Source organism: Paenibacillus sp. FSL R5-0923 (assembly GCF_038009145.1).
Classification (GTDB): domain Bacteria; phylum Bacillota; class Bacilli; order Paenibacillales; family Paenibacillaceae; genus Paenibacillus_AQ.
Window position 1 is genome coordinate 203,315 of record NZ_JBBPAT010000001.1, and the last position, 17,787, is coordinate 221,101.

A 17,787-nucleotide genomic window follows, 5' to 3' on the forward strand; every position below is an offset into this window, starting at 1 on the left:
CATAGAGTCCTGTGCACCGCCCTATCACTAGGCGATATTTAGTTCCCATTAAAATACAATTAGTTGAACTGTAGCGAGCCCAAAGTATAACCAGCATAGACTGGCTTAAGGCCGCCCAGCATGTCATCCCTGCTATCAGATCCGTTGATTGCCTGTTGATAAGAAACAATAATTTCACGTAGCTGTTCGACGCTATAGGTTGCTCCTTCAATACGGAAGCTTGATATCCCTAGTCCACTCATCTCACTCAACAAAGGTAAATAGCAAAGCTCTTTTGCGAATAAAAGATGGCAACGGCCGTGCTGATCACGATATACCGGATTCTCGCCTTGATCTGTCTTTAGTACCAATACATTATTGTGCACATATTGATTATCCTCTTCAGCAATAGGCTCCATTAACTCCGTATTCTCATAAAGATCATGTTCCATATACATTAGTGCAGGTGTACCATGAACAACAACTTCCAAAGGCGTTTTGCAACGAGAGGCAAAGGTAGCAAAATGCTCTAGCGTCATTTCTGGCGATACCGAAAGCTGAGTTAAACCTAAGTTAGCATATAATTGCGCTGAAAGATGATTGTATACATTTAAGTTACTGTCCCCAATTAGCGGATAGCCTGTATTGTTATAACGACGAATAGCTCCTAAATTTGTAACGATAATACCGTCAATCGGCAAGCGTTCTCCGCCAAGCAATTGATCATATTGGTCAAAATGCAGCTCGGTCATCATCCGTGGTAAACCCAAGTAGATTTTGCTATCGCCCTTTAGCTCACCCAGTTCCTTGATGTCACGCTTTGTAAAAGGTTTATCTGGTTCAAATACATCCCCTGGCAAGTACAGGCTATCTACACTAAGCTCTAAGACCATCCGTGCCTGTTCCATATTATTCACACGTACAGCTAACTTAGCTTTTGTCTTTTTCGGTTGCTCGACCTCAGCCAATCTTTCCCGCAACTGCTCAACTCGTTTCTCAGACAGCTCACGCTCTGCAGTTGGTGTACTGAATACTTTTCCAGTGCTATAAAATTTACCAGTTCCTTCATAACGGCGGTTAATGTTAGTCAGTCCTGGTTTGCCGAAGGCATACGCCGTCGAAAAGTCACGTTTACGGTTGTTATGAAGCTCTTTCGTATCTACCGTACGATCAAAGCCAATCGGATCATCGATATACCGGTCAATGGCTTCGCCGTAGCTATTCGCCAGCATCACCATAAACTCCTTATCCCGCATGCGGCCCTCTATTTTGAAGGAGGTAATCCCTGATTCAATCAATTCCGGAAGATGTTCATACATGAACATATCTTTTACAGCTAGGGGGTATTCGGCCGGATATACATACCCGTCTTTTTTAACCCGATAATCCCAGCGGCAAGGCTTCATACATTTCCCACGGTTACTGCTCATACCGAATACATGGGAGCTGAAATAACAATTCGCACCGTGAACGGAGCACATATCCCCGTGAATAAAATACTCCAGTTCCATCCCACTCCGCTGACCTAGCAGCTTAGCTGTCTGCAAATCCATTTCCCGCGAAGTAACCACACGACTTACACCCAGATCACGCAATGCGTAGATCATTTCCAGATTGTGAACATTCATCATGACCGAAGAGTGAATAGGAAGATTAAGCTCCATCTCGCGAATTAGCTCCAGCACTGCCATATCCTGAACAATCAAGGCATCGGGACGAGCACCATCAAGGAAACGCAAATATTCTTTAGCCTCTTCCACATCTTCTTCACTAAATAGGTTATTCACTGTGATATACACTTTTTTGTCTAGACGGTGAGCAATATCTAGTGCCTCTACGATCTCCTCATGAGACAGATTATATCCTTTACGCATCATTCTCATATTCAATACAGGTCCACCAAAATAAACTGCATCACATCGTGCCTGGATCACTTCCTTGAAAATCTCAAACGTTCCTGCGGGTGCTAATAATTCAATCTCTCTACCATTAAAATAACGTGCCATTCAAGTTCCCTCCCAAGTTGATACTCTCCATACAAGTTGTACTTTACACCAAAGCTACTGCAATCCCCATTACAATAAACATAGTAATAAAAATAGTATCGAATATGCCCCACCTTAGGCGGTGATACTGGCTACGCGGAGCATCCATACGAAAGCCACGAGCTTCCATGGAATATACCAGATCCTGCGCACGCCTAAACGCACTAGCGATAATCGGAACCAGCAAGGACACTAACATTCGTCCCTTTTCCTTTAAAGGTAGCTCCTTCAGATCAGCACCCCGTGAGGCCTGCGCTTTCATGATAATCTGCGACTCGTCTAGAATCGTAGGAATGAAACGAAGTGAAATGCTGATCATCAGTGTGATACGGTCGGGCTTCAAGCCAAACTTTTTGAAAGGAGCCAAAATCCCCTCCAGCCCTTGATTCAGCTTACCCGGCGTTGTGGTGAATGTAAGTAACGCCGTGAAAGTGATCAGAAAGAACATGCGGATGACCGAAAATGCGCCTAATCTCAGCCCTCCCTCATAAATAGACCACGAACCAAGCGTCAGCACCGCCTCACCCGTCTTCACAGACAGCAGCTGTACGATAAAGATAAATAGCATTAAATACCGTAAAGGCTTAGCTGCTTTCAGGAAGTATTTAAGCGGAATCCGAGTGGAAGCCATAACCGCTATTGAGAAAATAGCCAGCAGCGCCATAGCCATCCACGAACGGGAGAGCAGGATAACAGCTACGTATAATAGCATTCCGGTGATTTTGGCACGAGCATCTAGCTTATGCACCCATGAACCGGTCTCAATACTGCGCCCGATGATTAGCTTCTCATTCATGGCCATCCCTCTTTCCTTCGTGCTGCTCGCTAGAGTTGCCTGATCCAGATGGCAGCGAAGCGATTAGCTCTGCTAAGCTCTCTGCCGTTAAGCGAGGAGCTTCATCCGTAAGACCAAAGCGATCAGCTACTGCACGCCAGTAACGAAGGGACTGCGGAACCGTCAAGCCACACTGTTCCAGAATCGAAGGGTCATCAGCCAGTGCCTTTACGCTGCCTTGAAATGCCGTACTGCCCTCTTTAAGGACAAGCCAGTTGTCCGCGTAAGGCAATAACTCATCCATCCGATGCGTGACGACGATGATCGTTCTCCCCTGCTCACGGCATAAACGCTCCAGCAAGTGGATTAGTTCTGCACGGCTGATGGGATCAAGCGTAGCCGTCGGTTCATCCAGAACGATGACTTCAGGGTCCATAGCTAGTACGGAGGCGATAGCTGCCTTACGCATTTGCCCACCGCTCAATTTAAAAGGATTCCGCTCTAGCAGCGCCAGATCCAGCCCCATATCCAACATGGCCTGTCTTGCGCGTGCCTTTGCCTCTTCGAGGCTCATGCCAAAGTTAAGAGGACCGAAGATAAGATCCTTTTCGACCGTATCTTCAAACATTTGCTGCTCTGGAAATTGAAATACCAATCCGACTCTACGGCGCAGCGGCATCAGCTTAGGTGATTTCTCCCCCGCCTGGATGGTTACATCGAGTACTTTTACCGTCCCCTCCGTTGGTTTCAGTATCCCGTTAAACAACTGCAGCAGTGTCGATTTACCAGAGCCTGTCGCTCCAGCAATACCAACCATAGAGCCTGTTGGAACACTGAGGTTAATGTCGCGGAGCGCTGTCAGCTTCCATAGGCTTCGGTCAGCATAGGAATAACTTACTTGCTGTAATTCTATGGCCATAACGTGTCTATAAGCTCCTTTTCACTGGCGGGAACATCCACATGGATGCCCTGATTCTGCAGCTCGCGTGCAAGACGCCAAGGATACGGCTCACACAGATGGCATTTTTGCAGAAGCTCCTCGTTCCGGAACAATTCCGCCGGTGTAACATCAGCAGCTAAACTACCTCCATGCAGCGCAAGCACCCGGTCCGATGCCAAAATCTCATCTGCATCATGCGTAATCATAAGGATCGTATACTTTCCTTCCGCTCGCATATCTTGCAAAATACCAAGAAGATCATTTCTGCTTCCTTCATCCAACATAGAAGAGGCCTCGTCAAAAATGACGATGCCTGGTTCCATAGCAAGAATGGAGGCGATAGCGACACGCTGCTTTTGGCCTCCAGACAGCTCACCTGGGTGTTTGGACAGCAGATGATTTATTCCCAGCCTCGTCGTATAAGAGTGTAATCGTTCAGCCATTTCTTCGTACGACAAACAAAGCCCTTCCAGGCCGAATAAGATATCTTCCTCTACAGTGGCTCCAATAAACTGATTATCTGGATTTTGGAACACCATACCAATGCATTGCCGAATGCTTCCGATCGTTTCCTCACTCAGTTGCATACCACTAACCACAATCTCGCCAGCACTCTTAGGCAGCAAAGCATTTAGTAGCTTAACTAGCGTAGACTTTCCGCAGCCATTAGGACCAACCAAGCTAACCCATTGTCCCTGAGAAATAGATAACGTTATATTTTGAAGAATCGGATGCTCAGGATCATAACCAAACGATACCCCATCCAGAGAGATGATAGCTTGTCCTTCTCCCTCTAATTCTTGACCTTCATATGATTCATTCATGTTAGTCATCCTTCCGCTGATGTGACTAATCAGTCCAAAAACTCTTCAAACAACGATATTTTTGACAATGAAGCCACCAAATAACGGACTGCATAGCCCACGGCAATTCCTGTTACTACCCCAGTGATCAGCAGCATGGGAAGATAATAAAAAATACTAAGTGATGCAAACACCATAGAAGCTGCCAGCAGCTGACCGATATTATGCGCAATCCCACCAGCTATACTAATTCCGATCAAGCTTATACTCTTACCTTTGCCACTAATCAGCATCAGCACAAACATAACAACAAAGCTAAAAAGTGAACCAAATAAACTAAACAGCAAGCTTGAAAAAGTACCTAGCAAAAATGCAGTAAGCAACGTTTTGAGGATGACAAGCAGGAATGCGTCCCGTCCACGTAAAAAGTAAATACAAGTCAAAATCATAATGTTAGCTAATCCTAGTTTAGCACCGGGCACCAGTCCCATTCCTGACAACGGAATCTGCGCCTCTATTAAACTAAGCACTACTGCCACTGCGGCGAAAATCGCAATAATTACCGTTCTTTTTAAAGCTGTTGCAGATTCACTACTGGACATAGGCATCTATATCATCCTCCCCCGACGCACTTGTGATTTCCACTAATACTCTATGCGGTAGACAGACAATCGTCTGTTTGGGCAGGGTAATAAAACCAAAACCTAGGCATACTTGATCCGGGCAGTCGGCATCGTACATTTCAATCCCGTAATCATGCACCTTCAAGAGGTTATAGCCACGTTCGGTACGAACCTCAATGGTTTGTTCTTCTTTTGTAAGCTTTACCGTTTTAAATAACTCGCCGTCCACCGTTACATTGGCTACGAGATTTTTACCGGCCCCACCTTTATCATCATTGTCCGAAAACCATCTCGGTGCGAGAAAAGCGAGCGCAGCAATTAATACGATGGAAATCAACCACACATCTGCGCGTTTCATAAAAATCTCCCTTATTTTTTAATTAAAATCCAGACTTATTAATTATAACGGTCTACCCTCAATCCTTCAATCAATGTTGGGGTTTAATGTAAGTTTTAGAGACCAGTTCACAAAATAGGCACGCAAAATAACCCCCACAGCCCCATTTACTCTGGCTTTCTAGCTTTTCCGAATTAATCCACAAATAATCCAGCATACGATATATTCAAATCAAACGCTCTCTCTTGCTCTGCTTGTTCCCCTTCCAAATCAAACAAACCTTATCTTGGAATTCATTATTATATTTGCCTTTTAAACAATACTGTGTTATATTTATATCGTATTTGTTTTCGATATATTGTATATCCCCATCAAGAAGATGTCAGGCCGACTATTTTACACTTCGGCAATTTGGACACAGAGGCTTCATGTTTTCTTGCAGAAACTTTCCTTTTTATGAGACTAAATTCGAAATATAGCATTCCGATTCACACTGGCGCGGTCAATGGAGCCGCAAGGGCAAAAGAGAGGTAGGGCTTTTGTCGTATTGGAAGGATTATTCTCGCCACACGGCTGCTGGAAATAACAAGGAATTAAGACACCCGTTACTCACGAACGGCGGGGGATGAATATAACGAAAAAGCATGGCTGTACGAACCTTACATAAGGACACATGCCATGTGTGGAAAAATATAGGCGCCCGATAACCGCTACCTAGCGGATATCGGGCGCTGTCTACGTTCAGGGCATCTAATTTACATACTGATTCACAAAAGCTGTTACTACGTTTATATACCCCGTCTTATCCATATCATAAGCTAACCCATGCCCTGCTTGTGGCACTACGAACTTCTCTTTGGGACTCTGACATGCCTCATACAATTCATTCATCATACTATATGGTACAAAATTATCGGCATCCCCATGAATAAAAAGAATCGGCACCTTCGCCTTCCTCACCTGTTTCAAGGCAGACGCTTCACTAAAACCATACCCTGCTTTCAAACGAGTAATTAGACTCGCACTTTGAATAAAAGGGAAACTTGGCAAGCGATACATACGCCGTAGTTGGTAGGCTAATTGTGCTTTAACTGAGCTGTAAGCACAGTCCGAGACAATAGCTTTGACCTGCGGCGGGAGATTTTCACCTGAGGTCATTAGCACTGTAGCACCACCCATAGAGACCCCATGAAGCACAACTTGAGCACTGGGCCCAGTCTTTTCTATTATATATTCAATCCACTGCAAATAATCCTTGCGCTCATGCCATCCAAAACCAATATAATTCCCAGCGCTTTCCCCATGTCCCCTGGCATCGGGAATCAGGATATTAAAGCCCAGTCTCTCGTAATAGATTTTGGCGTACGCCCCCATATCCTTCCCTTTTCCAGAATAACCATGAGCTAGAATCGCCGTACGACCTTCAGCACGATCCGAAAGGAGCAAGTACCCTCTTAGTTGTAGCCCGTCCTCAGATGTAATCTCCACATTCTCAAAGCTCTGACTGGAGATCCAATCCTTCCCCTCACCCCAAGAAGCCCCGGCAACCGGGGGATCAACCTTCAAATCACGATTATTACTCAGGAATTCCTTCGGTGCTCGTTTAATAGCAATTCCATAAAAGAAAAAGCCCGCATAGATCAGAGCTCCTATGACGATGACAGCGCTAATGAAGAACCATACCAATTCATCTTCCCCGTCCTTTCTTAATATCCGTTGTAAATCAGTATAACATCTACTTAGAATGCGCCAAAATATAACAATCATAACAAAAGAAAACCGCCATCGGAATATGTCCCGAAAGCGGCTTTACTATTCTTCACGGCATAACTTGTATTCAAGCTACAATCACCGTTTATTATTTCTTGCTCGAGAATCTATTTCTCATTAGCAATCCAATAAGTGCAAAACCTAGACCAGTTACATAATAAGGGACTGAACTTGATTCTCCCGTTTTTGGAAGTTCATCCACAGGTGGATTACCTAGCGGGATTGTATCATCCACTACAGCAATATCCTCTGGTGACGGCGTTGGTGTTACTGTCAATACTGGTCCTAATGGAATCTCCTCCTCATCAACAAGTACCTCTGTATTGCTCGACGGTGTTGGTGTTGGTACTGGTGCTGGAGTCGACGAAGCTACAGGGCCCAGCGGCACAGGATCATCATTAACAACGATAGTACCAATTACAAATGATGGTGTTGGTGTCGGGAACACCGGAGGCTCCGGCGTCGGTGTTGGCGTCACTTCCGACGACGGTGTCGGTGTTGGCGTTACTTCCGGCGACGGTGTTGGCGTTACTTCCGGCGACGGTGTCGGCGTTGGTGTCACGATCGGCGTTGGCGTTGGTGTCACGATCGGCGTTGGTGTTGGTGTCACGGTCGGCGTTGGTGTTGGTGTCACGGTCGGCGTTGGTGTTGGTGTCACGGTCGGCGTTGGTGTCACGGTCGGCGTTGGTGTTGGTGTCACGGTCGGCGTTGGTGTTGGCGTCACGGTCGGCGTTGGTGTTGGCGTCACGGTCGGCGTTGGTGTTGGTGTCACGATCGGCGTTGGTGTTGGCGTCACGGTCGGCGTTGGTGTTGGCGTCACGGTCGGCGTTGGTGTTGGCGTCACGGTCGGCGTTGGTGTTGGCGTCACGGTCGGCGTTGGTGTTGGCGTCACGGTCGGCGTTGGTGTTGGCGTCACGATCGGCGTTGGTGTTGGCTTTGGTGTGTGTGTTGGCTTTGGTGTGTGCGTTGGCTTCGGTGTCGGTGTTGGCTTTGGTGTGTGTGTCGGCTTCGGTGTCGGTGTTGGCTTTGGTGTGTGTGTTGGCTTCGGCGTTGGTGTTGGCTTTGGTGTGTGTGTTGGCTTCGGTGTCGGTGTCACGCACGGCGTAGGCGTCACGGTCGGCGTTGGTGTTGGTGTCACGGTCGGCGTCGGTGTTGGCGTCACGGTCGGCGTCGGTGTTGGCGTCACGGTCGGCGTCGGTGTTGGTGTCACGGTTGGTGTCGGTGTTGGTGTCACGGTCGGCGTCGGTGTTGGTGTCACGGTCGGCGTCGGTGTTGGTGTCACGGTCGGCGTCGGTGTTGGTGTCACGGTCGGCGTTGGTGTCGGAGGTGGTTCTTCCCCTCCATATGGATACCAATGCATCTGCACCCCACCAGCAAATCCCTTTGCAATCAGCGTCCCATGCAGTTCACCGGAATTATAAGTTACTTTTGCAAGCGGAGCTAGGATAGTTCCTTCTATTGTTAAACTTCCAATATCAACAGTGCTAGCTTCATAAAAATTAAATAATACCTTGTTAGGGCTACCTCCCCAGATTTGAAAGCTTGGAATGTTAACTGAACTTCCGCTAACGTTAATGATAACTGTGGCGCTATTTGCAATATTAAACTGTAAGCCATTAGCACCAGCGAAATCGGCAGCACTAAGATTAAGAACGTTAAATGGTTCCGGAGCATCAATCGTTATTTTCCCATATTCCTTTTTGAAAGTTCCTATTGTAGCAAGCGAAGAGAATTCATTAGAACGTCCAATAAGAAATTGCTCTTCAGCATCAAAATCAATAGGAGTCCCTTTTCTCGCTGGTTCTTTAAGATCTACACCGTTGCTGGAAAAAACACCACCATAAACGGATGCTCCATGAACAGTCCCATTAGTAAAACTGATGTCATTACCAGCAATAAGAACATCTCCACCTGGATTATCCTTGGATACGCCGTAATTCTGCAAAGTAATATTACCTTTGGCCGCAAGGCGCCCATGAACCTGATCATTAGATTGTTTGAAATCGCCAAAAATAAAAGTATTAAAATTCCCTGCAATACCTAACACAGGTGTAGGAGTATAGGGAAGCACCTCCCCAGCCGCATTTACCAAATGACCTCCAGAAAGACCACTACCTACTGTCAAAATCCCCGCTAATATTAGTGCTAGCAGCGGTTTCATTCTTCTTTTCAAAAAGCACACCTCCTAAATCTATGATTTATATTCAATCAGAATAATTACCAGAAACTCTAAAGGACCTAACAACAAAAAAGACCGCCAAAAAAGAAGTGGAATTCCCTTCTCATGGCAGTCGGACGGTCATAGCGCATTTAAGACACTTTAGACTCCTGGACTTTGCGTCCCACCCTTTCAGGCGGTTTGCTATTATCATGATAATATATGTATTGACTTGCAGATTAGAACTAGCATTTTAAGCATCCTATTAAATAATCGTCTATGACTTTTAATACTTTTGAACTAATAATAGTTTAGCGCTCCATCCCCACAATTGTCAATCAATTCCTTTTGATATTCATACGCGTAAGCAAGCACAAAAAAAGCGCCTAAAGGCGCTTCACACAAAGGTTTTCCTTTAATTTTAAAGTAACTTTATCCAACCTAATATCGATATCCATAATGGAATACTTAGAATCAAACCAAATACCATTCCACGGCGGAGACTTCCTTCCTCATTCATCCTAATTCTCCCTTTATATAAGTCTGAAGCATTATTTTTTATTATTACAATTTTAATATATTTTATTCTTTCTAATTTAGTTGTGAATTCAATCACATTGGACTAGCTGTTTAGAAATACCATTGATTATTTTTGGAATATCGGGGTAGAATACGAATATACGTTCCCATTAGAGGTGATGAGATTCATGAATAGAGCTGAAAGCAGGGACAACATGCTGGTGAAATCTTATTTATTGCTTCCGATGATTTTATCAGCTTTCGAACGGGACTCCACCATTCTATCTGCACATTTACGAACACCCACCCCCTATCTGGAGGTTCTTGAAACAGCCGCAGCAGTTGCTACAACAGATCTAAGAGATGTTCGTTCAGAGATGAGAAAACGGGGAATCAAGGTTTATGAGCAGAACAGACTTAACACGGGGATAGAAGCCAAATTTATATGTCGTGGCTACCATGAACGAATGCTGCTGTTAAACGACATTGTCGCTGCCCAAGCTGCCATTCATATGCGCAGATATCTCGGTCTGGATATTTCATCTTTTAAGAGCTATGAAGAGCAGTATCAGATTAAGTGAAGTAGCGAAGAAGCTGCCCCCCTCCCCCATTTAATTAGCGAACAAAAAAATAGGCCTTACCATGGGAGTTGGCAAGACCTGAGAGATTTATACCACAAAACACTGGGGGGTGTTTGGTGTCTTCAATATATACCTTGAACCTGAAAATAAGATGATGCTCACATGAAAATTACATTAAAAAACTTCAATTCGTCGCTTAGGCTAGATCCGGATGCTCCCATAAGCTTAATCTACCTTTAGCCGGGATAGGATAACTCAGCGGAAGATCATTCTCAAGCTTCCAAGCAAAGCGGCCATCACTATAGTCACCAAAATCATATTCGTTCCCCTTATCCATTCCCTCAGCTCCAGTACCGGTGGAACCTCATAACACCCCGTGAGCTGACCTGTCGCAATAATAGCTCCTGTCGGCAAATTATTCGCTGTATGACCATGCTTCGCCAATATCGATTTGAACGGTTCCTGTTCCCATATTTTCTTATCTATACTCATCTGGCATGAATCCCCGACGCTCCACGGTAGGCTAATCTCCTTGACCGAGCTTCGAATTGTTTTTCACCAAGAGCAATCAACTTTGCCCAAGGCTGTCGTATCGTTAAACATCGCATCATACCCATCCCTTCAATCCATCCAGAAGATACAGAAAAGCGCGGTCTCCGAATTCCCGGAATACCGGCTGTATAAGCATTGTAAGAATGCCGGTGAATGGAATTGCCCCCGGACTACGCATTACGAGTGTTCCCCCAGCATATTCTACAAAGTTCTGTATGGTACAGTTTTGTTGCTCATTATAAGGTTCTATAAGGTTTTGTAAAGTTCCTCATGATGGTAGAAGAAATGGTGGAATGATATTCATTCTATCAAACTATTGCGTATATATAAAAATTTAGCAGTATGTCCCTTTCTTAGAAACTATTTCATCCATAATATAGTGATGTATCCAAGGAGAGGAGATGGAACATGTCAAACGGTTGTAATACAAATGCTTACGCTCCCTGTTCAACAGCTGAAGGCAATTCAACTGCAGCAACGGGAGTGGCGTCACACGCAGAAGGCTTTAGAACGCAGGCTGTCGGCGATACTTCCCACACTGAAGGAACATTGACTATATCAAGAGGATTTGCTTCCCATGCCGAAGGCTTACTCACTCAGGCAAATGGTCACCTGTCACATACAGAAGGAGCAGATACTTCCGCATACGGTCCGGCTTCTCATGCGGAAGGAAGCTCTACTGTAGCTATCGGCGGCGCCGCTCATGCCGAGGGCTTCCGCACTCAGGCAGTAAACGAAGCTTCTCATGTGGAAGGGTCGCTGACCATCGCACGAGGTGCTTCAGCCCATGCGGAGGGTATACAAACTCAGGCGAACGGTCCAGCATCGCACAGTGAAGGATTCAATACATTTTCCGGTATTGATACCGCCCATGCCGAGGGCAACTCGACCGCCGCTACCGGATCCGCCTCTCATGCGGAAGGCTATCGCACTCAGGCAGCGAACGATGCCGCCCATGCCGAGGGCACACTCTCGATCGCAAGAGGTCAATCCTCCCATGCCGAAGGAAAGGAAACCCAGGCAAATGAGAACGCCGCCCATGCGGAAGGGATTGAGAGTATTGCCAGCGGTATCGGTTCACATGCCGAGGGCAGCAGAACCACCGCTACCGGAGGCGCCGCCCATGCGGAAGGCTTTTTAACCGAGGCAAGCGAGGACGCCGCGCATGCAGAAGGGATTGAGAGTATTGCCAGCGGTGTCGGTTCACATGCTGAAGGCAACTTCACCGCCGCTACCAAAACCGCTGCCCATGCGGAAGGCTTTAGCACTCAGGCAAACGATAGCGCCGCGCATGCAGAAGGGATTGGGAGTATTGCTGATGGTTTCGGTTCACATGCCGAGGGTAATTCGACCACCGCTATCGGATCCGCCTCTCATGCGGAAGGTCGTCGCACTCGGGCGGCGAACGATTCCGCCCATGCGGAGGGGATGGACTCGATCGCGAGTGGTCCATCTTCCCATGCCGAAGGCCAAGGTACTGAAGCATCGGGACTAAATTCACATGCGGAAGGCTTTCGAACCCGAGCCACCAATAACATGACCCATGCTGAAGGGGCGATTAATGTTGCCAGCGGTCCCATTTCGCATGCCGAAGGACAATTAAATACAGCCAACGGAAATATATCTCACGTGGAAGGAAGCAACAATACAGCAGGTGGTGCCGTCTCACACGTTGAAGGCCAGCAGAATATCTCTGTTGCTGATTTATCTCATGTCGAAGGATTAAACAATGTGGCGAACCATTTCGGGTCACATATCATGGGCACGAACGGGGCTACCCGGTTCCCCTTATCCTGGCATCTGGCCAACGGCCTAGTTGTCGGTCCAACGCTTAATGCCGCTGTGCTTCAAGGATCGACCGGAAATCTGTTTCTCGATGGTGCAGTGATATCTCCTGCAGCTGCGGATTATGCAGAAATGTTCGAGACTTCTGACGGACTTCCGATTGACGTCGGATATTTCGTAACTTTCCATGGCGAAGGAGAGATGATCCGCAAGGCTACCGCTGAAGATGAATACATTCTTGGTGTCGTAAGCGCAACGCCGGCAATGATCGCAGATGCAAGTGATTTGCGCTGGCACGATCTGTTCCTTAAAGATGAATGGGGGAGAATCCAATACCACGAGGTGGTTATCCCAGAACTGAAGGAGCCTGATGGCACCGTAACCCGTTTGGCCTTCACCAAATCGGAGCCGGTCCTCAATCCGGCCTGGGATCCTACAGCTGAATATGTGTCACGCCTTGACCGTCCAGAATGGGTGCCTGTTGGAATAGTTGGGAAACTGCGAGTTCGGGACGACGGAACTTGCAGTCCCGGCGGATACTGTTTTCCGAACGCTCAAGGCATAGGGACCGTTTCCACAACGGGCTTTAGAGTGATGAAGAGAACTGGCCCCAACCAAGTGCTTATTTTCATAAATGAGGCCTGGAGCAAAAAGTAATCACGTCATTGTCGCGAGAAAGAAGCCTGCTCCATTGATCTTTTGTTTCCCCCTTCGGCATGCGAGAAACTGGCTGTTGCTTGGGGGCCTGAAAGAAGGTAAGAACGGAAAGCTGGACCAAATCACCGGTATGCTCTAGAGTCCAGTGTGTAGAGAGTTTTCAAATGAAGCAGCAATAATCCGCCAAGCTCATGCTCGGCGGATTATTTTATGTATGCTCTAAATTCAAATCTCTGCCGGACGAAAACGCCGTCTTCAATCTTGATGAAATTCGGCTCTTCCCTGTACCATACCGAGTCCTTGGATTGGACGAGTGCGTCAGTCAGGAAGTCCGCACCACTCTTCAGAATTTTATACTTATCCCCCAGAAAACTCTTTATTCAAATAAAGGGTAGAACAATTAAAAAAAGCGCGCCCCTCGAAATTCCAAGAATCCGCGCCACGTATGTTTTTTTTGGATGCTGGTGAAGGGAATTGAACCCCCGGCCTACGCATTACGAGTGCGTTGCTCTACCCCTGAGCTACACCAGCTTAAGGCTGATTTTTCTGTCAAACAAAAAATATTATACAACTTTCAGCCAGAAACGCAAGCCTATTTCTCCCTATTTCCCTACTCTCCCAAACTGCTATTCCACCTGTAGTTTACGCTCCACAGACTCCAGCTTTCCACGGCTAGTGGAGGGTTTATCGCGGCGGTCGTCTATTTTAAGTGAGGTAGAGACACGCTCTGCACCTGCGGCAAAAGGAGACTCGTGCAGCGCTTCGACTGCAGCAAAAATACGCTGAAGAGGCCCTTCGATGATTGTACCCATGGATGTAAGCTCATAAGTAATCCCTTCTACCGTCTTCAGCACTCGCTGCATATCCGCAACGTAGCTGCTAAGGCTCGTACTACCTGTTCCAATCGGAATAACGGTTACTTCAGCAATAGGCATGAGAATACCTCCTCGGAATTTTAAAGTATGTGTCTCCTTCTATTGTAACAACTCCACCGCTCTCCCACAAATGATCTCAGCTTTATTATGCCCCTTCTTCTTTCCCCAAAATTCTCCGAAATATGACTTTCGCCACAAGTATTTTTTCTAACATGAATTCTAGGGTCATCTGCACTACATTTATGGACTCTTTGTGGCATCTTTTCGGACAATTTATGAATCATTTTTTATATGCCTGTGGATCAATTGTGGATTACTTATGGACAGCCTGTGGATCATTTGTGGAGTACTTTTGAAGAACCCGCTCCCCGCGCGGGTTTTCTAAAAAACTGTTTACAAACACAACATCTTGGGTTATTTTTATCTAACGACAACAAAATATAGTGGAGACAGGCGCTTTGATCCTTTATCGGAATTAGAGCTTAATAGGGAAGTACGGTGAAAATCCGCTGCGGTCCCGCCACTGTAACCGGATGCCCCTTACAAGCTTTTAGAAGCTTAAGATGGGCAGATCTCCTGGCAGAAGCCACTGAGGGGTAAGAGCCCCCTTGGGAAGGCGCTGAGAGGTCCTACGGAAGCCAGGAGACCTGCCTGTTTCGACGACACCAACTATGAGTGCCTGCGAGGAACAGGAACGGTGTCCGCATGCGGTCATCTTCTTAGAGGCCACTACAAATATCTGTGTGGATATTTACATAACGCATCGGGCATTTTCTGCCATCCTCGCTAGAGGATGCTTTTTTTATGAGATCACAATGAATATACGGCCGCTTATGCGGCACCACTTCTTAATGATAGGACGATAGACTGAGAGGAGAGCTATACAATGACGTTGTTGGAGAGACAATTTAACGGTACAACAAATGCACGAGAAGTTCTTTTAGAAGAGCTCATTGATTTAGGACGCGATATTATCGACAGCCGGGATTTGGACTTGCTGCGCGAGAATGCCAATTTGAACGGAGAGAGTTTCTCCGGTAAAATGAGCAAGTTCGGCAGTGAATATTCAAAATGGTACGCCCGCAACTTTACGATGCCACCGCAGCTAGTGCAAGCCATTGATGACAATGTCGTCTATGTGCATGATCTGGATCAATACGCAATCGGAACGACTAACTGCATTTTTATCCCGTTTGATAAGCTTCTCCGCGAAGGCTTCAACACCGGCAACGGCAGTGTTCGTCCTCCGAACTCCATAATGACAGCTATGTCACTGGTAGCAATTATTTTTCAATCCCAGCAAAATGCTCAATATGGCGGCGTATCCGCCAATAAGCTCGACTATGATCTAGCACCTTATGTAACCAAATCCTTCGCTAAGCTGTTCCGCAAGGGTCTGGATTATTTTGATGAGGGACAAGCTAATGATTCTTTGGGCGAGATTACAATGAGTCGGACCGATCTGGCGGAGTTATATCCAAAAGCGTTTCGTTTTGCACTAAAGGAAACCGAAATCGAAACCCTGCAAGCGGCTGAAAGTATGGTACATAACCTCAATACCATGTCCAGCCGATCCGGTGGGCAAATTCCGTTTACCAGCATCAATTATGGTACTTGTACTTCACCAGAAGGTCAGCTTGTGATCAGCTCCCTGCTAACAGCAACGATGAACGGACTTGGCAGCGGAGAAACACCTGTGTTCCCGATTCAAATCTTCAAATGCAAGCAAGGAGTCAATCAACAGCAAGGCGATCCTAACTATGAATTGTTCCTAAAAGCGGCGGAATGTTCTGCACGCAGACTATATCCGAACTTCGCTAATCTGGACGCTCCGCTCAACTTGCAGTATTATGATCCAAGTGATCCTGATACGGAATTTGCTACAATGGGCTGCCGCACCCGAGTGCTCGGTGACCGTTTTGGGCGTAATCATTGCTCCGGGAAGGGCAACCTTTCCTTTAATACACTGAATCTGGTTCGTCTCGGTCTGGCACACGGCACAGTAACAGGCCGACGTACCGTCGCAGACGAAGCTGGCTTCTATGAGGATCTAAATCACTATATGGATATTGCGCTGGAAGGACTTCTTCATCGTTTCCACATCCAAAGCGCGCAAAAAGCTAAAGCATCCGATTTCATGATGCGAGAAGGCGTCTGGGAAGGCGGCGAAAATCTCGCTCCTGAAGACTCTGTAGGCGAACTGCTGAAGCATGGTAGTCTGTCGCTTGGCTTCATCGGTATGGCGGAATGCATGAAAGCCATGTATGGCAAACACCATGGCGAGGATATGGAAGTCCATGCCAAGGCTGTGGCTATCGTGCGTCACATGCGGGAGTATTGCGACCTTAAAAGTGAGGAACTTAATCTCAACATTACCTTGTTCGCAACACCAGCAGAGGGCCTGTCCGGCAAATTCACCAAGATTGATCGCAAGGTACTGGGTTCTATTCCGGGCGTAACTGACCGTGAGTATTATACGAACTCTTTCCACATCCCTGTATACTACGATCTAGGTGCTGCTCAGAAGATCAGCTTGGAAGCTCCTTTCCATGAATACTGCAATGCCGGGGCTATTTCTTATGTCGAATTAAATGGCAATGCCCGCAGCAATCCATCTGCTTTTATCAAAATCATTAAATATGCACTAGAACAACAGGTCAGCTACTTCAGCATTAACCATCCGATTGACCGCTGCTCCAGCTGCGGATACGAAGGTGTAATTGGGACAAACTGTCCTTCCTGCAACGCACATGAGAATGACGTGCACATCCGTCGTTTGCGCAGAGTTACAGGTTATTTAACTGGCGACTATCAGACCCGCTTCAATGCCGCCAAACAAGCCGAAGTACGGGATCGCGTTAAGCATTTATGAATATTTGCGGATACTATCCGGAGTCGATTAACGAGGGAGAGGGCATGCGGGCCGTCCTCTTCATCAGCGGCTGCCGTCATCGTTGCCCGGGATGCTTTAATCCCGAGACATGGAACTTTAAATATGGAGAATTCTTCACCTTAGAACGTCAACATGAAATCATTGCAGAAATCGCCGCTAACCCTTTGCTGGATGGTCTAACACTGGCAGGCGGCGATCCTTTTTTCTCGGCAGAAGAGGTACTTGGGTTCATTCATGAGCTTCGCGCCGTGCTCCCTGGCTTCCCCATCTGGATTTACAGTGGTTATACGTATGAGGAACTAACCGCCCTTCCCGGTTCGCCGGAGTGGAATCTACTTACACAGTGTCAGGTATTAATAGATGGACGTTTTATAGAAGAATTGAAAGATACTACACTTCCTTACCGAGGAAGCTCTAACCAACGCATAATCGACATTCCGGCCAGTACGAACGGCTCGGAGGTCTTTCTGTGGCAGCCTACTGCGCTATAATATA

Annotated in this window: 15 protein-coding genes, 1 tRNA gene and 2 riboswitches; of the genes, 4 read left to right on the forward strand and 12 right to left on the reverse strand. The window is 46.7% G+C overall.

The window, feature by feature from the left end; translation table 11 throughout:
* Positions 1-59: 59 nt before the first annotated feature.
* From MKX35_RS00945 to MKX35_RS00980, 8 genes are all read right to left on the reverse strand, one after another.
* Positions 60-1,985: a peptidase U32 family protein gene (locus tag MKX35_RS00945; protein ID WP_076300128.1), complete on the reverse strand. Its 1,926-nt coding sequence runs from the start codon at positions 1,983-1,985 to the stop codon at positions 60-62.
* A gap of 43 nt (positions 1,986-2,028) precedes the next feature.
* Positions 2,029-2,820: an energy-coupling factor transporter transmembrane component T family protein gene (locus MKX35_RS00950; RefSeq protein WP_042184497.1), complete on the reverse strand. Its 792-nt coding sequence runs from the start codon at positions 2,818-2,820 to the stop codon at positions 2,029-2,031.
* Complete coding sequence (locus tag MKX35_RS00955; protein ID WP_042184495.1) at positions 2,813-3,718, reverse strand: ATP-binding cassette domain-containing protein; 906 nt, start codon at positions 3,716-3,718, stop codon at positions 2,813-2,815. The genes MKX35_RS00950 and MKX35_RS00955 overlap by 8 nt, the downstream gene beginning before the upstream one ends.
* The gene (locus MKX35_RS00960) at positions 3,709-4,563 is read right to left on the reverse strand and encodes an ATP-binding cassette domain-containing protein (RefSeq protein WP_076300127.1); all 855 of its coding nucleotides are present in this window, start codon (positions 4,561-4,563) and stop codon (positions 3,709-3,711) included. The genes MKX35_RS00955 and MKX35_RS00960 overlap by 10 nt, the downstream gene beginning before the upstream one ends.
* A gap of 29 nt (positions 4,564-4,592) precedes the next feature.
* Positions 4,593-5,150, reverse strand: coding sequence for a Gx transporter family protein (locus tag MKX35_RS00965; RefSeq protein WP_036681020.1), 558 nt, complete (start codon positions 5,148-5,150; stop codon positions 4,593-4,595).
* Positions 5,134-5,523 carry a NusG domain II-containing protein gene (locus tag MKX35_RS00970; protein ID WP_042184493.1) on the reverse strand — a complete coding sequence of 130 codons (390 nt, stop codon included), beginning with the start codon at positions 5,521-5,523 and terminating at the stop codon, positions 5,134-5,136. The genes MKX35_RS00965 and MKX35_RS00970 overlap by 17 nt, the downstream gene beginning before the upstream one ends.
* Before the next feature lie 729 nt (positions 5,524-6,252).
* The gene (locus tag MKX35_RS00975) at positions 6,253-7,269 is read right to left on the reverse strand and encodes an alpha/beta hydrolase (RefSeq protein ID WP_081382974.1); all 1,017 of its coding nucleotides are present in this window, start codon (positions 7,267-7,269) and stop codon (positions 6,253-6,255) included.
* 91 nt (positions 7,270-7,360) lie between these two features.
* Positions 7,361-9,445: a choice-of-anchor A family protein gene (locus MKX35_RS00980; protein ID WP_341043714.1), complete on the reverse strand. Its 2,085-nt coding sequence runs from the start codon at positions 9,443-9,445 to the stop codon at positions 7,361-7,363.
* 110 nt (positions 9,446-9,555) lie between these two features.
* Positions 9,556-9,646, reverse strand: a riboswitch (cyclic di-GMP riboswitch).
* A gap of 491 nt (positions 9,647-10,137) precedes the next feature.
* Between MKX35_RS00980 and MKX35_RS00985 the strand changes: the two genes are divergently transcribed.
* Complete coding sequence (locus MKX35_RS00985; protein ID WP_081382972.1) at positions 10,138-10,530, forward strand: hypothetical protein; 393 nt, start codon at positions 10,138-10,140, stop codon at positions 10,528-10,530.
* A 255-nt stretch (positions 10,531-10,785) separates the two neighbouring features.
* Here the strand turns inward: MKX35_RS00985 and MKX35_RS00990 are convergent, their stop codons facing one another.
* Positions 10,786-11,022 carry a hypothetical protein gene (locus tag MKX35_RS00990; protein WP_256716361.1) on the reverse strand — a complete coding sequence of 79 codons (237 nt, stop codon included), beginning with the start codon at positions 11,020-11,022 and terminating at the stop codon, positions 10,786-10,788.
* A 115-nt stretch (positions 11,023-11,137) separates the two neighbouring features.
* The gene (locus MKX35_RS00995) at positions 11,138-11,260 is read right to left on the reverse strand and encodes a hypothetical protein (protein WP_256716360.1); all 123 of its coding nucleotides are present in this window, start codon (positions 11,258-11,260) and stop codon (positions 11,138-11,140) included.
* Between the two features lie 230 nt (positions 11,261-11,490).
* Between MKX35_RS00995 and MKX35_RS01000 the strand changes: the two genes are divergently transcribed.
* Positions 11,491-13,524, forward strand: coding sequence for a peptidase G2 autoproteolytic cleavage domain-containing protein (locus tag MKX35_RS01000; protein ID WP_081382971.1), 2,034 nt, complete (start codon positions 11,491-11,493; stop codon positions 13,522-13,524).
* A 459-nt stretch (positions 13,525-13,983) separates the two neighbouring features.
* Here MKX35_RS01000 and MKX35_RS01005 read toward each other — a convergent pair.
* Together MKX35_RS01005 and MKX35_RS01010 are read right to left on the reverse strand one after the other, a co-directional pair.
* A tRNA-Thr gene (locus MKX35_RS01005) sits at positions 13,984-14,055 on the reverse strand.
* A gap of 95 nt (positions 14,056-14,150) precedes the next feature.
* Positions 14,151-14,459, reverse strand: coding sequence for an MTH1187 family thiamine-binding protein (locus MKX35_RS01010; RefSeq protein ID WP_076285946.1), 309 nt, complete (start codon positions 14,457-14,459; stop codon positions 14,151-14,153).
* A 374-nt stretch (positions 14,460-14,833) separates the two neighbouring features.
* Positions 14,834-15,068: riboswitch (cobalamin riboswitch) on the forward strand.
* 217 nt (positions 15,069-15,285) lie between these two features.
* On the opposite strand from MKX35_RS01010, the gene MKX35_RS01015 reads away from it, so the two are divergent.
* Positions 15,286-17,271 (forward strand): anaerobic ribonucleoside triphosphate reductase, encoded by a 1,986-nt coding sequence (locus MKX35_RS01015; protein WP_076285947.1) that lies wholly within the window; start codon positions 15,286-15,288, stop codon positions 17,269-17,271.
* Positions 17,268-17,783 carry an anaerobic ribonucleoside-triphosphate reductase activating protein gene (nrdG, locus tag MKX35_RS01020; protein ID WP_076300126.1) on the forward strand — a complete coding sequence of 172 codons (516 nt, stop codon included), beginning with the start codon at positions 17,268-17,270 and terminating at the stop codon, positions 17,781-17,783. Before MKX35_RS01015 ends, nrdG begins: the two co-directional genes overlap by 4 nt.
* Positions 17,784-17,787 lie beyond the last annotated feature (4 nt).